Origin of the sequence: Aquabacterium sp. (assembly GCF_016195855.1) — a bacterium.
GTDB lineage: Bacteria > Pseudomonadota > Gammaproteobacteria > Burkholderiales > Burkholderiaceae_C > Aquabacterium.
Window position 1 is genome coordinate 40370 of sequence record NZ_JACPYU010000016.1, and the last position, 14517, is coordinate 54886.

The following is a 14517-nucleotide window of genomic DNA, read 5'->3' on the forward strand; positions in this document are numbered from 1 at the left end:
CGGGGATCTGGTCACACCTTGAAGATGGCCATCGATTGTGTCAGCTTCATGGCCTGATCCTTCAGGCTGGCGGCTGCGGCGGCAGACTGTTCCACCAGCGCGGCATTTTGCTGCGTCATCTGATCGAGATCGGCGACGGACTGGTTGACCTGTGCGATGCCGGTGCTCTGCTCGGTCGAGGCCGAGGTGATCTCGCCAATGATGTCCGACACGCGCTGCACGCTGGAGATGATCTCTTCCATGGCTGCACCGGCGTCATGGACCAGGCGGGTACCCGATTCGACCTTGGCGCCCGAAGCCAGGATCAGTTGCTTGATCTCCTTGGCGGCGGTGGCACTGCGTTGCGCCAGGCTGCGCACTTCGCCGGCCACCACGGCAAACCCACGACCCTGCTCACCTGCACGGGCGGCTTCCACGGCGGCATTGAGCGCCAGGATATTGGTCTGAAAGGCAATGCCATCGATCACGCTGATGATGTCGTTGATGCGCTTGCTGGTGCTGTCGATCTCGTCCATGTTGGAGACGACTTCCGTCACGATGCTGTTGCCACGGTGGGCTGCGCTCGCTGCGGAATGGGCCAGTTCATTGGCCTGCAGTGCCGAGTCTGCGCTGTGACGCACCGTGCCGGTGAGGTGCTCCATGGAATTGGCCGTTTGCTGCAGGTTGGACGCGGTGTTTTCCGTGCGGGACGACAAGTCCATGTTGCCGCTGGCAATCTCGCTGGAGGCCACCGAAATGGAGTCGGCCGAAATGCGAACGTCCGAGACAATGGCGCGCAGCGATTGCTGCATGCTGAGCAAGGCGGCGAGCAGTTGGGCGGGCTCGTCGGCGCCACTGGTGTCGGCCTGGTTGCTCAGATGACCTGCCGCGATGGCCTCTGAGATGCGCTGCGCTTCTTCCAGCGGGCGGCAGATGCAGATCTGGTTGAGGATGGTCAGCGGCGCCACGATCAGGATGGCCAGGATCACGGCGCCCGCGAAGAGCGCGACCGTTTTGGTCACGGTCTGGCGTTGTTCTTCATCGGCGGTCGCAGACTCCTTGCTCATGATCGCGTCGATGCTGTCCAGATGCGCATCAAATTGGTCTGCCATGGCCGTGGCGGAGGCCAGTTTGCCCAGGCCGTCATGGCTGCTGAGGTTGCCAGAAGCCAGGTTGCTGCTTTCTGCCTCGACGGCCTTTTGGTAGTCGTCCAGTCGCGTCAGCATTTTGCGAACGATGGCGTTGTCCTCGTCCTCTTCGCCCTCCAGCATCTTGGCGCCGAGGTCCCGGAGCGTCTTGATGTTGTCGCGCCAGGTCTGGACAGCCTTGTTCACCGCGGAGGCATCGCCAGCAAGCAGGAGCATGTTTTTCTCTTCGACCCGAATGTGCCCCAAGGCTTCGCGCATGCCAGACAACTCACCCACTTCAGAGAATGAAGCCTTGCGGTACGCCTCGCCCGCTGCCTGGTTGTGGATCAGGCCATACAGCCCGACGCCTCCCACCAGCATCAGGAGGAAAAGCACCACGGCAATGGCGCTGTACATGCGGAATCGGATGGTGAAACCGCGCATCAGGGAAAACATGTTCATGGCCTGGGCCCAAATCCAAAACTGGAGGGTGGTGGCGCCATGAAGCGGGGCAGTTGCCCGGTCCCAAGTCGCCTTGTTCAGGGGGGTTTCGGCGACTTTGCTCACGTCTTGAGCGTTTTGGCTTTCTTCTGGCAAAAAATTGACGGATGTCCGGATCTGCGATGGGCTCGGCAAGCAGTCTGCCCCGTGCGATCGGCTCCCCAAACAAAAAAGCCCCGCAGAGCGGGGCTTGGGAGGGCGGCCTGAACCGGGTCAGACGTTGAACAGGAAGTTCAGCACGTCACCATCCTTGACCACGTATTCCTTGCCTTCTGCGCGCATCTTGCCCGCATCCTTGGCGCCGGCCTCACCCTTGTACTGGATGAAGTCGTCAAAGGCGATGGTCTGGGCCCGGATGAAGCCCTTCTCGAAGTCGGTGTGGATCACGCCGGCTGCTTGAGGGGCGGTATCGCCCACGTGGATCGTCCAGGCGCGCACTTCCTTCACGCCAGCCGTGAAGTAGGTTTGCAAGCCCAGCAACTTGAAAGCAGCGCGGATGAGGCGGTTCAGGCCGGGTTCGTCCTGGCCCATTTCGGCCAGGAACATGGCCCGGTCTTCGTCTTCCATTTCAGCCAGCTCGGCTTCCGTCTTGGCGCAGATGGCCACGACTTCACCCTTTTGTGCCGCGGCGTATTCGCGCAGGCGATCCAGGAAGGGGTTGTTCTCGAAGCCGGTTTCCGACACGTTGCCCACGAACATCGCGGGCTTGGCCGTGATCAGGCACAGCGGCTTGAGAATGGCCAGCTCTTCCTTGCTGAAGTCGATCGAGCGCACGGGCTTGGCCTGGTCCAGCGCGGCCTGGCACTTCTCCAGCACCTTGACCAGGGCGGCGGCTTCCTTGTCGTTGCCGGAGCGGGCAGCCTTGTTGTAGCGGTGCAGGCTCTTTTCCACGGTGCCCAGGTCAGCCAGGCACAGCTCGGTCTGGATGACCTCGATGTCGGCGATCGGGTCCACCTTGCCGGCCACGTGGATCACGTTGTCGTCCTGGAAGCAGCGCACCACGTTGACGATGGCGTCGGTTTCGCGGATGTGCGAGAGGAACTGATTGCCCAGGCCTTCACCCTTGGAGGCACCGGCCACCAGGCCCGCGATGTCCACGAACTCCACGATGGCCGGCAGGATGCGCTCGGGCTGGACGATTTCAGCCAGCTTGGCCAGACGGGGGTCGGGCACCTCCACCACACCCACATTGGGCTCGATGGTGCAGAAGGGATAGTTTTCAGCCGCGATGCCGGCCTTGGTCAAAGCGTTGAAAAGGGTGGACTTGCCGACGTTGGGCAGACCCACGATGCCGCACTTGAGGCTCATGGATGTTCCTGGTTGGATACAAAAGAGGATGCGCGGCGGCCAACCCGGGTGGGCTGGCCGCACGCGCCAAACCGCGCATTTTACGCGGCTGACGAGGTCTTGGGGGACGGGAGGGCGCCGGCGGGCGCCAGTTGCATCCAGTGAACCAGTTCATCAAGCAGTTGCTGGCGGTCTACAGGCTTGGTCAGCACGTTGCTCATGCCCGCGCTCAGGCAACTGTGCCTGTCTTCCTCAAAGGCATTGGCGGTCAGGCCGATGACGGCCACGTGACGGCTGAGCTCGCCCGCTTCGCCCTGGCGCAGGCGCCGGGTTGTCTCCAGCCCGTCCATGCCGGGCATGCGCCAGTCCATCAGCACGGCCGCCGGCTTGTGGCTGCGCAGGTAGGTCAGGGCGTCCGGGCCATTGTCGATTTCCTTGACGCGGGCGCCTGCACCCAGCAGCATTTCTGCCGCCAGCATGCGGCTGACGTCATCGTCGTCCACGATCAGCACCAGGTGGCCTTGAAGGTCGTGCATGACGCCTTGCGCGTGGATCGGGGTGACCTTGGTGTCCTGCAGGATAGGCAAGGGCAGGTCCACGTCAATGCGCGTGCCATGGCCAGGCTGGCTTTTCAGATTGAGCTGGCCCTTCATCAGGTTCACCAGCTCCTGGGTGATCGTCAGCCCCAGCCCGGCGCCGCCATGCTGGCGGTCACTGCGGCTGTCAGCCTGGTAAAAGGCCTCGAACACCTTGCTCTGGTCTGCCTCGCTCATGCCCTGGCCGGTGTCGATCACGCTCATGCGCAGCCAGTCCTCGCCGGCATCGGCCTGAGGCAGGCGCCGCAAGGTCAGGCTCACGTGGCCATGGGTGGTGAACTTGATGGCATTGGCCAGCAGGTTGATCAACACCTGGGTCAGGCGCAACTCGTCGCCCATGCGGGTGGCAGGCAGGTCGTCAGGCACGCCCACCAGCAGTTTGATGCCCTTGAGTTCGGCCATCGGTTTGACGGCGTTGCAGGCCTTCTGAACGATGGCGTGCAGGTCCATGGGTTGCTCCACGGCTTCGACCTTGCCGGCTTCGATGCGGGACAACTCCAGCACCTGATCGATCAGGGTCAGCAGGTGCTGGCCGCTGGTTTGAATCGTGTGCAGCAGGCGCGCGTCCCGCTGGCTGTCGGCCGGCAGGTGCCCCTTGTCGGCCAGCAGGTCGGCCGAAACCAGCATGGCGTGCAGCGGCGTGCGCAACTCGTGGCTCATGACGGCCAGGAAGCGACTCTTGGCACGCGAGGCCGCTTCTGCCGCGTCACGCGCGCGGGCCAGCTCATCGGTGCGGTCCTTGACCCACATCTCCAGCGCCTGGCGGGCATCGCTGGGGCCGTCCTTGTGGCCCGACACGATCAGGCCAATGCCGTGCTTGAGCCGGTCCACGCTGATCAGGCTCACCAGGAAGGTGATCTGCATGAGCACACCGTTGATCACCAGTGATTGCATCACCCCGGACCAGGCCGCATCGGTCGAGGCCAGCTCCAGCCAGATGGCGGGCAGGGCCACCATCGCCAGCATGCCCAGCGACAGGCGCACGGCCCAGCGCCACGGAAAGGTCAGGTGCAGCAGCAGGGACACCACCGGCATCCACTGGAAGTTGTTGGCCACCCAATAGGGCGAGACGGTCTGCCTGTTGAAAAACAGGGCCGACAGGGTGCTGACCATGAAGTACACGCCCAGGCCGCCCGCCGCGATGCGCTGCGTGGCCACCAGGGTGTTGGGGTTGCGCTCCAGCGTGCGGTAGAGCCACAGCATCAACAAGGCCAGCCCGGGCTGAGCCCAGCGGTCGTGAGGGGCGATCAATTGCGTGTACAGCTCGCACCCCCACAAAACCAGTGCCGCCACGGCGGCAATCAGGTAGATGCGCAGCGCGGTCTTGCGCTCGATCAGCGACAAGTAGCGGGTATGGCCGGCATCATGCGATTCGGCCGAGGTGGCAAGGGGATGACCCAAAGCAGTCCTCCACAGACGGTTTACTGCCATTTACGCCCTGCTTTCAATTTGATTTAAGAATTCCACGTTAGATTACTGGAAACGCGCCCTGTTTTCGTATGGGTTGCACGGGTTTGACGTTCGATTTGGTTTCTCAAGGTTATGGCTGGTTTTGATGTGTGCGTCAGTGGTTCGGGTGCGGTGGCCATGAGCCTGGCCCTGGCCTTGTCGGCCGATGGCTGGAAAGTGGCGTGGGCGCGTGCGCCGGAGTCCGGCAAACCCGCCACCCCGGATGTGCGCACCTATGCGCTCAACGCGCGGGCCATCAAGCTGCTGGAGCACTTGCGCGTCTGGCCCGCGTTGCAGGCGCATGCCGCGCCCGTCATGGAAATGGATGTGCGTGGCGACGAAGGCGGTGCCTTGTCCTTCTCAGCCTGGCAGCAATGCGTGCGTGAGCTGGCCTGGATCGTGGATGCCGCCGAACTCGAACGCCTGCTGGGCGAGGCCCTGCGGTTTGCACCCCGTGTGGAAGTGGTGCCACCGGTGGGCGAGCATGGCGCCCCGGTCGAGGCCTCCTTGCTGGCCATCTGCGAGGGCAAACATTCCGCTACCCGCGCTGCGCTGGGCGTCAGTTTTGCGCGACAGGAATATGGCCATTGGGGTGTGGCTGCTCGCCTGAAGGCGACGCAGGCCCACCACGGTGTGGCCCGGCAGTGGTTCCGTTCGCCAGACATCCTGGCCTTGTTGCCCTTCAACCAACCTGACCCGATCGCGTCTTATGGCCTGGTCTGGTCGGTGCCGCAGGCACGCGCCGAGCACCTGCTGGCCCTGAGCCCGACCGAGTTCGAGCGTGAGTTGCAGGACGCCATCCTGCGATCAGACCCCTCGGCGCCGGCGAAAGTCGGCGAGTTGAGCCTGACATCCCCGGTGGCAGCATGGCCTCTGGCTTTGGCGCAAGCTAGCCGCTGGACAGGGCCGGGTTGGGTGCTGTTGGGCGATGCGGCGCACCAGGTGCACCCTTTGGCCGGGCAGGGCCTCAACCTGGGGCTGGCTGATGTCGACACCCTGGTGGCGGTGCTCAGGCAGGCCCGTGCTGACGAACCCTGGCGCGCGCCCGGCGACGAGCGCACCTTGCGTCGTTACGCTCGCCAGCGTGAGTGGCCGACCAAGGCCATGGCCGGTTTGACAGATGGCCTGCTGCACCTGTTTGCCGATCAGCGCGCACCCATGAAGGATCTGCGCAACGCCGGCATGTCGCTGGTTCAACGCCTGGGGCCGGTCAAGAGCTGGTTGATTGGCAAGGCCCTGGATGCCTGAGCAGGTTGGGCCTGCCGGGTCTGATTTCACATCAAAGGACTGAGGATGTATTCCAAGTTTCGCTGCCTGGCTCTCGCTTGCCTGGTTCTGACGCTGGGCCCCGTGGCCCAGGCGCAATCGGGTGAGTTGTCTGCGGGCCAGTTGGCTGCGCTCAAGCTCAAGCTGTCGCGCATTGCCGAGTTGCCGCCGGTCGAATCGGCGCGCACCACGCCCATCCCCGGTCTCATCGAGCTCAAGGTTGGCAACCAGGTTGTCTACACGGACGCCAATGGGGACTACCTGATCGAAGGGCAGATGCTGGAGGTCAAGTCCCAGCGCAACCTCACCGAAGAGCGCCTGGACGAGATCAACAAGGTGGATTTTGCCTCCCTGCCTTTCAAGGACGCCATCGTCTGGAAGAACGGCACGGGCAAGCGTCGCCTCGTGGTGTTCGCCGACCCGAACTGCGGCTACTGCAAGCACCTGGAAAAGGAGCTCCAGCAGATCAAGGACGTGACGGTCTACACCTTCATGATCCCCATCCTGGGCGAGGACTCCAAGGTCAAGCTCGACAACATCTGGTGCGTCAAGGATCGCACGCAAGCCTGGCGCGACTGGATGCTGTCCGGCACGCCACCCGCCAAGTCCTTTGGCATGTGCGCCTCGCCTGGGCAGCGCAATGCGGCTTTGTCGCAAAAACTGCGTGTGCAGGGCACACCTGCCATGTTCTTTGAGGACGGCTCCCGCCTGGCCTCGGCCGCGCCTGCTGCAACCATCGAGCAGCGTCTGAACCGTGCCACCGCCAAGATCGGCGGCTGATCACTGTCAGGCGTCGCATCCTGGCGATCTCTGGGGCTGGCGATGAGCCTCAGGGCTTGCCGGGTTCGCCGCCCGGTGTCTGCTGAGGGGCGCCTTCCATCTTCATGTCGAGCGTGACCTCGCCTGCCTTGGTCAGGATGCGGATTGGCAGGTACTGCAGCGTAGGGGCAAACCAGGTCTCACCCACGAGGTCGCCCTTTTCCTGGTTCGTGCGCCGTGGCTTGACGCGCAGCGCAGGGATGTCACCGATGTCGGTGTGCTGCACATCTTCTTCCATCACGTCAAACGCCAGGGTCTCGGCTTTTTTGCCATAGGCCAGGGGCAGCTCGATCGTGTTGCCGGGCTTGAGCAATTGCGGCTTGGTGATGAACTGGTAGGCCAGGTGGATCAGCAGGCTGACCGGGTCCTGCATGTTCGGCTCGCGTGGCACGCGCTCGCCAGTGCCCAGTACCACCTCGCTGTCTTCGAAGCTGACTACATTGATCTTCGGTGCGCGCAGGGCAACCTTGTTGACGCTCTCGTAGCGTTCGGGTGAAAGGCCTTCCCGGCGGATCAGGCCTTCGCTGATCATGCTCATGCTGCCCAGCAAGGCCACATTGGCATCCAGCCTCACCTGGTAGCGGTTTTCCTGGCGGACCCATTCAACCGAGGCCGTGCCATAGAACGGGCCCCGGAAGTAGCCCTCCAGCTTGTAGCTGACCTTCGTGGCCTTGGGCCAGATGAAAGTGGGGCCGGCGGGCGTGGTCGGGATCTCCTGGGCGTAAGCCGGGTCTGGTATCGGCCCTTTGGGTGCGGACTCCTTCCAGGCCGGGGGCTCGGCTGCCACCGGCTCGGACGCCGCTTGTGTCACGGCACTGGCACTGCCCTCTGCCACCGCCACGACGGTTTTTTCCTCGGGCGCAGAGGCGGCCTTCACCGGCTTTGGCTTGCGCTTCTTGACGGGTGTGGGCGCTGCGGGCGCCGTTTGGGTGGGTTGGGGCAGCACGGCTGCGGCAACGGGGGGCGCACTCAGGCTGACCTGGGTCACATACGTCGCCTCCATGCGCTTGATGGTCAGCTCCGGCGGCGCGAGCTCCTGCATGCGCGAGGACACCTCATGCGTCAGCCACAAATGCACCGCCACCACCCCCACCGTCAGCGCTGCCAGGGCGCGCCGGTGCTGTGGGGCTCGCCAGCCTGCGCGCTTGATCAAGTCTGCAGCCATGCTTGCCGCCGGGCCATCTTGTCAGGTGCTGCGTTCACGTCAGACAGGGCCAAGGTCACGATGTCCGATGCCGGCGGCGTGGGGGCCGGCACGCGCGGGGGCTTGCCTGCTTTGCCTGCGGGCCGGGTCAGCGCCGGCACAGTCAGTGGCAGGATGCGCTGGTCACGGTTGACCAGCAGGGGCTGCGCGCGCTGGGCATCGTGCCACGCGGTCAGGTCCTCGGTCTTCTTGATGCGCCAGCCGTCCAGTGCCAACAACTCGTCGCCGGCACTCAGGCCGATCCGTTCGGCCAGGCCACCACGCATGACGGCCTGCACCTTGGCCATGCCGTTGCTGTCCTGAACGCGCATACCCCACTGTTGAGGCAGTGGGGCCGACTTGCTGCTCCAGGCCACACCCAGACGGTCCAGCAGGTGTTGCAGGGGCAACTCTTCGCAGCCCTCGGTCCACTTGTCCAGCAGCGTCTGCCAGGCTTCCACAACCGGTGTGCCAGCCTTGACAGGCAGCATTTGCGGGTAGCGACCGGCCTCGTCTGCCAGGGCCTGAGCGACATCGGCTTGCGTGATGGGCCGGGCCAGTTGCCACAACCGCTGCATGACGCCGTCCAGTGAGGGGTGGGCCTTGCCGGATGCGGGCAACTCCCGCAGGGCCAGGTCCAGCGCCAGCGCGACCAGCGAGCCCTTGGTGTAGTAGCTCACCGTGGCATTGGCCGTGTTCTCGTCGGGGCGGTAGTAACGCGTCCAGGCATCAAAGCTGGCCTGACCCACGCTGTAGCTCAGCCGCCCTGGCGTGGCCAGCACCTGGTTGACGGTCTTGCTCAACAGCTTGAGGTAGGTTGCTGCGTCAATCAGGCCGGTGCGCAGCAGGAACTGGTCGTCGTAATACGAGGTGAAGCCCTCGAAGAACCACAGCATGCGGGTGTGGTTCTCTTGCGTGTAGTCATAAGGCGCGAACTCGACGGGCTTGAGCCGCTTCACGTTCCAGGTGTGGAAGTACTCGTGGCTGATCAGGCCCAGCAGGGTGGTGTAGGCGTCTTTGTTGAGCGTCTTGCCCACCCGGGGTACATCCTTGCGCCCGCAGATCAGGGCCGTGCTCTGGCGGTGTTCCAGGCCGCCGTAGCCATCTTCGACCACGTTGAGCATGAACACGTAGTGATCGAAAGGGGCCTTGCGGCGGCCGTGCCAGAAGCCGATCTGGGATTCGCAGATACGCCGTGTGTCATCCAGCAGGCGCTGCCCGTCCAGATCGGCCGTGGCGCCAGACACCACGAACTCATGGCGCACGCCGCGGACGGTGAACTCGCCGCGCCAGAAGCTGCCCATCTCGACGGGGTGGTCGACCAGGGCGTCGTAGTCGGGGGCCAGGTAGTCGCCCAGGCCCTTGGCATCGACCTCGACTGCGGGGAGGGCCGTGGCCACTTGCCAGCCCTTGGGCAGGCCGATGATCTTGACGGCCTGCGGCTGATCTTCGAAGCCATGGGCTTTCAGAAAGACGCTGGTGCCGTTGAAGAAGCCCCGCTGCGCGTCCAGGAAGGCGGCCCGCACCGAGGTGTCGAAGGCGTAGACCTCGTACTGCACCGTCAGGGCTGCGCTGCCCTGCGTGTCCAGCTCCCAGGTGGACTTGTCCAGCGGTGTCACACGAACAGCCCGCGTACCTTGCCGGGCTGTCAGGGGCGACAGGTGGCGGGCGAACTCACGCACCAGATAACTGCCAGGGATCCACACCGGCAAGCTCAGTTGCTGGCGGGCCTGAGGTTTGTCCACGCGCAGCGTGACCAGGAAGCGGTGAGCGTGGGCATCGGCCACTTCAATGCGGTATTGGATCATCGTGTGTGCAGGGCGGGGAGGGCGTTTGGGCGTTCAGATTCAGATCTGGGCAGCGGCCAGGAAGCAGCACAGGCTGGCCACGCAGGTGAGGCGAAAGCGCAGCGTCAACCAGCCGGCTACGCCCAGTTCAGGGTAGCGCTTGCGGTCTGACAGGTAGCAGGCCACCAGCAGCACGCCCATGATGACCAGACCGGCGTGTGGTGGCATCAACAGGGCCATCCAGGCGGCCAGTGTGTAGATGACGCCGGTCCACAGGGCGCGTTTGTGGTGATCGGGCATGGGCATGCCGGAGGCCGAGCGCCACATGATCAATCCCCAGGGGATGCCACCGAGGAAGGACACCACCAACGCCGCATAGCTCGTGAGGGCACGAACCACGAACATGAAGGGCTCTTCGTCTATGCGCCCCACCAGCAGCCAGATGAACACAGCCCCTGCCACAAAGGGCGCCAGGCCGGCATAGCCCAGCTTGCGGGCCAGCTCATCGGGCTCGGCGTGGTGGTGGTCGGGCAGGGTATGGGTGGCGGGCAGGGCGTTCATAGGGGACTTCTGGGCAAGGTTGCCATTGTGGCAAGAAGCGCGCGCTCGTGAGGGCTCATCAGGCGGCCAACCAGCTGAAAACCGTGGGAATGTCGTCAGGCAGAGTCACCGGCAGCTTGCGCCAGCGCTCGACGGTATCGGTTCGGCTCCAGCCCTGGGGCAGGGTCAGGCCGCAACTCACGCTCAACAGGGTGTTGCCTTGAAGGTGTTGCAGCAGGGCTTGCCACAGGGCGGTATTGCGGTAAGGGGTCTCGATCACCAGTTGCGTCTGGTGCGCCTTGCGCGAGGTCTGCTCCAGATCCTTGATGCGCTGGGCACGCTCCTGCGCTTCAACCGGCAGGTAGCCCACGAACGCGAAACTCTGGCCATGCAGGCCGCTGGCGGCCAGGGCCAGCACCAGGGAGCTGGGGCCGGACAGGGGCAGCACAGGCACGCCGGCCTTGTGCGCGGCCAGTACCACGGCGGCGCCCGGGTCGGCCACGCCGGGCAGGCCCGCCTCTGAAATCAGGCCGACGTCGTGGCCGGCCAGGGCCGGGGCCAGCAAATCGGTGATCTGGCGATCCTCTTGCGGGTCGGGGCGTTTGCTTGTGCCTTTGTTGCCACCCTTGTTGGGGCGAGGCAGAACCTGGATGTCCTGCTCCTGCAAAGGGGCTCGCAAGGGGCTGATCTCGCCCACGCGCTTGAGGAAGGCGCGTGTGGTCTTGGCGTTTTCGGCGATCCAGTGGGTGAGGCTGGCTGCGGCCGTGATGGCGCCCATGGGCAGCACGTCGCGCAGGTCGGGTGCTGCTTCCCCGGTAGAGTCATCCAGGCAACCGAAATCCAGCGTATTGGGGATCAGCAGCAAGCGACCCGTTTGTGGACCGGTTTGTCGACCTATTGGCTGGCTGGGCTTGTTTTGTTTTGTTGATGACATGGTTGTGATGTGAGGGGGCTGCGGGTCGACGCTGATTCAGCGCAAGGCGGTTCGCCAGCTCAGTGGGTCAGCGCCTGCTTCCCGCAGCAATTGGCTGGTGGCAATCAAGGGCAGGCCGATCAGGGCGGTCGGGTCGTCGGACTCGATGGCGTCCAACAGCACGATGCCCAGGCTTTCGGCCTTGGCGCTGCCCGCGCAGTCATAGGGTTGCTCGGCGTGCAGATAGGTGTCGATGTCCTCGTCGCTCAGTTGGCGGAAGACGACCGTGACGGTACTCAGGCGGGTGCCCATGTAGCCGGTCTGAGGGCGCACCACGCACACGGCGGTGTGAAACAGCACGCGCTCCCCGCGCATGGCCTGCAGTTGGGCTGTTGCACGCTCGTGCGTGCCAGGTTTGCCCAGCGCCTGGCCGTGCAGTTCGGCCACTTGATCGGAGCCAATCACCAGGACGTCGCCGCTGCCTTGCGCTGCCACGTCCTGCGCCTTGGCCTGAGCCAGGCGCCAGGCCAGGTCACGCGGCAACTCGCCGGGCTGGGCGGTTTCCTCGACACGCGGCGCACAGGTCTCGAACGGCAGGCCGATGCGGGACAGCAGTTCCTTGCGATACGGCGAGGTCGACCCCAGCACCAGACGGGGCCAAAGGGCGCTGGTCTGCGCTGGCGACGAGGCATTTTGTGTGCGAAGCGGCATGGGCGAGTGGGTATGGCGGGGTGTGCGCAGGTCGCTATTGTCCCAGGGCTGGCGCCCTTGCCCTAAACTGGCGGGAATGAAAGCACGTACCTTTGCACCCCGGAAGCTGGACATCGGGGCATTTATCGAGTCAGGCGAAACCATGGAAGGGGCCTTGCCCTTGACGGACCTGCCGCGCCTGGCCCAGGAGTTGGCCAAAGACGCCAATGTGGCTGGCTTGCCGCTGGTCAGCTGGTCTGCCACAGGGCGCCAGGTGCCGCAGCGCGTGGGTGGCCCCCAGCTCTGGCTGGACCTCAAGGCCGAGGGCGAGATGGCCATGGAGTGCCAGCGCTGCCTGCATGCCGTGAGCCTGCCGATGTCCGTTGATCACAGCATCCGCTTCGTGAAAGACGAGGCGGCCGCAGCCGAGCTGGACGCCGACAGCGACGATGACGTGCTGGCCCTGTCACGGCAATTCGACCTGATGGCGCTCATCGAGGACGAGTTGATCATGGCCTTGCCCATCGTGCCGCGCCACGATCAATGCCCCACGGACGTGGTCTCGCTGATGACGGCCGAGTCCGAAGCCTTGCCGCCGGGCGCCGAGCCCGAGCCAGCCGCTGACGGTCAGGCCACGACGGCTTCGGGGCGCCCCAACCCCTTTGCCGTGCTGGCTTCCTTGAAAAAGGATCGCTCCTGATTTGATATCAGTGCGCGACTCGTGCTAGAATCGCGAGTTTTCCGGGTTACCCGTTGGTAGCTGCGGTCTAATTCCCAAGCAATTTCATTAACTTGCGGACTGCAAGGCGGCCGGCTTCAGGCAATTTGGAGCTGGCAACGGTGTGGTCTGACAACCCGCGAGCTGCAAACAAGTTCGCACTTTCGGAGTCCATCATGGCCGTTCAGCAAAACAAAAAGTCGCCCTCCAAGCGCGGTATGCACCGTTCGCACAATGCCCTGGTCACGCCGGGTACGGCTGTGGAACCCACCACTGGCGAAACCCATCTGCGTCACCACATCAGCGCCACCGGTTTCTACCGTGGTCGCAAGGTCCTCAAGACCAAGGCTGACGCCTGATCTTTCGGGCCTTACCCGGTTGCTGACCGGGTGGCAAGACACGCCAAGAGGGCTGGGTCAACCGATCACATCGGTTTGCGCCAGCCCTTGTTCTTTTTGCGCGTTCCTTGTGCTTCGCTGTGCAGCGGGCCGCGCGTCTTTCGAATCTGCCCATGACTGTTTCCACGCCTCACTCGTCTGCCCCGACCGCGGGTACTCGATCGTCCGAGGGGGTTCTGTCCCCCGTTCGCATCGTCGTGGACTGCATGGGTGGTGATCATGGCCCGACGGTCACCTTGCCGGCGGCCAAGTCCTTTCTGGACAAGCACCCTGAAGCCGAGCTGGTGCTGGTGGGCCTGGCAGAGGCCATCGAGCCCGCCCGCAACTGGCCCCGCACCACGCTGGTCACTTGCACGGAAGTCGTCACCATGGATGACGCCGTGGAGGTGGCTTTGCGCCGCAAGAAGGATTCGTCCATGCGCGTGGCCATCAGCCAGCTCAAGGCGACGGCCGACAAGCCCGCGCTGGGGCACGCCTGCGTGTCGGCTGGCAATACCGGCGCCCTGATGGGCCTGGCGCGCTACCTGCTCAAGACGGTGGAGGGCATTGACCGCCCGGCGCTGGCCACGGTCATGCCCAACCAGAAGGACGGCTTCACCACGGTGCTCGACCTGGGGGCCAATGTCGACTGCACGGCCGAGCACCTGCTGCAATTTGCTGTCATGGGCAGCGCCCTGGTGTCGGCGGTGGACGGCAAAGACAGCCCCAGTGTGGGTTTGCTCAACATCGGCGAAGAGATGATCAAGGGCAGCGAAGTCATCAAACAGGCTGGTGATTTGCTGCGCACGGCCAACGAACGCGGCCTGCTGAACTTCTACGGCAACGTGGAAGGCAACGACATTTTCAAGGGAACTTCGGACATCGTCGTGTGCGATGGCTTCGTCGGCAATGTCGCCTTGAAGACCGCCGAGGGGCTGGCTGGCATGTTCTCGGCCTTCATCAAGCAGGAATTCACGCGCAACATCTTCACCAAAATGGCGGCTTTGGTTGCCATGCCGGTGCTAAATCACTTCAAAATGCGCGTTGACCACCGTCGCTACAGTGGCGCGGCACTGCTGGGCCTGCGCGGCCTGGTGTTCAAAAGTCACGGCTCCTCCGACAAGCTGGCGTTTGAAGTGGCCCTGAATCGGGCTTATGATGCCGCCCGTCACAAGCTCTTGGACCGGGTTCACGACCAGATCGCTGCCACGCTTGTCAGTCTGCCGACTTCGGCTGACACAACAAGTGGTTCGGCGGATGTGGGGCAGGCGGCCTGATCCTCCCT

13 protein-coding genes are annotated in these 14517 nt (G+C 64.1%); 5 read left to right on the plus strand and 8 right to left on the minus strand.

From position 1 onward, the window contains the following. Window positions 1–11: 11 nt before the first annotated feature. The 3 genes from HY019_RS13575 to HY019_RS13585 all read right to left on the minus strand — a co-directional run bounded on the left by HY019_RS13575 (window position 12) and on the right by HY019_RS13585 (window position 4891). On the minus strand, window positions 12–1568 hold the full coding sequence (locus tag HY019_RS13575; protein WP_290692958.1) for a methyl-accepting chemotaxis protein: 1557 nt from the start codon (window positions 1566–1568) through the stop codon (window positions 12–14). Window positions 1569–1820: 252 nt separating this feature from the next. Next, on the minus strand, window positions 1821–2915 hold the full coding sequence (gene ychF / locus HY019_RS13580) for a redox-regulated ATPase YchF (protein WP_290692960.1): 1095 nt from the start codon (window positions 2913–2915) through the stop codon (window positions 1821–1823). A gap of 80 nt (window positions 2916–2995) precedes the next feature. Then, entirely contained in the window at window positions 2996–4891 is a 1896-nt protein-coding gene (locus HY019_RS13585) for an ATP-binding protein (protein WP_290692962.1), read from the minus strand. 141 nt (window positions 4892–5032) lie between these two features. Between HY019_RS13585 and HY019_RS13590 the strand changes: the two genes are divergently transcribed. Together HY019_RS13590 and HY019_RS13595 are read left to right on the plus strand one after the other, a co-directional pair. Continuing rightward, window positions 5033–6187 (plus strand): FAD-dependent monooxygenase, encoded by a 1155-nt coding sequence (locus tag HY019_RS13590; protein ID WP_290692964.1) that lies wholly within the window; start codon window positions 5033–5035, stop codon window positions 6185–6187. A gap of 45 nt (window positions 6188–6232) precedes the next feature. Next, window positions 6233–6985: a DsbC family protein gene (locus tag HY019_RS13595; protein ID WP_290692966.1), complete on the plus strand. Its 753-nt coding sequence runs from the start codon at window positions 6233–6235 to the stop codon at window positions 6983–6985. A 49-nt stretch (window positions 6986–7034) separates the two neighbouring features. Here HY019_RS13595 and HY019_RS13600 read toward each other — a convergent pair whose 3' ends face one another. The 5 genes from HY019_RS13600 to HY019_RS13620 all read right to left on the minus strand — a co-directional run bounded on the left by HY019_RS13600 (window position 7035) and on the right by HY019_RS13620 (window position 12158). Further along, window positions 7035–8189: a DUF3108 domain-containing protein gene (locus HY019_RS13600; RefSeq protein ID WP_290692968.1), complete on the minus strand. Its 1155-nt coding sequence runs from the start codon at window positions 8187–8189 to the stop codon at window positions 7035–7037. Next, a complete protein-coding gene (locus HY019_RS13605; protein ID WP_290692970.1) occupies window positions 8174–10015 on the minus strand; it encodes a PDZ domain-containing protein in 1842 nt (613 codons plus the stop codon). The genes HY019_RS13600 and HY019_RS13605 overlap by 16 nt, the downstream gene beginning before the upstream one ends. A 39-nt stretch (window positions 10016–10054) precedes the next feature. After that, a complete protein-coding gene (locus HY019_RS13610) occupies window positions 10055–10555 on the minus strand; it encodes a DUF3429 domain-containing protein (RefSeq protein ID WP_290692972.1) in 501 nt (166 codons plus the stop codon). 58 nt (window positions 10556–10613) lie between these two features. Then, window positions 10614–11399: an SAM-dependent methyltransferase gene (locus HY019_RS13615; protein ID WP_290692974.1), complete on the minus strand. Its 786-nt coding sequence runs from the start codon at window positions 11397–11399 to the stop codon at window positions 10614–10616. Window positions 11400–11504: 105 nt separating this feature from the next. Further along, on the minus strand, window positions 11505–12158 hold the full coding sequence (locus HY019_RS13620) for a Maf family nucleotide pyrophosphatase (RefSeq protein WP_290692976.1): 654 nt from the start codon (window positions 12156–12158) through the stop codon (window positions 11505–11507). 76 nt (window positions 12159–12234) lie between these two features. Here HY019_RS13620 and HY019_RS13625 point away from each other — a divergent pair, with 76 nt between their 5' ends. From HY019_RS13625 to plsX, 3 genes are all read left to right on the plus strand, one after another. Then, window positions 12235–12837 (plus strand): YceD family protein, encoded by a 603-nt coding sequence (locus tag HY019_RS13625; RefSeq protein WP_290692978.1) that lies wholly within the window; start codon window positions 12235–12237, stop codon window positions 12835–12837. A gap of 194 nt (window positions 12838–13031) precedes the next feature. Further along, the gene (gene rpmF / locus HY019_RS13630; RefSeq protein WP_290692980.1) at window positions 13032–13214 is read left to right on the plus strand and encodes a 50S ribosomal protein L32; all 183 of its coding nucleotides are present in this window, start codon (window positions 13032–13034) and stop codon (window positions 13212–13214) included. 152 nt (window positions 13215–13366) lie between these two features. Beyond that, on the plus strand, window positions 13367–14509 hold the full coding sequence (plsX, locus tag HY019_RS13635; protein WP_290692982.1) for a phosphate acyltransferase PlsX: 1143 nt from the start codon (window positions 13367–13369) through the stop codon (window positions 14507–14509). Window positions 14510–14517: the final 8 nt, after the last annotated feature.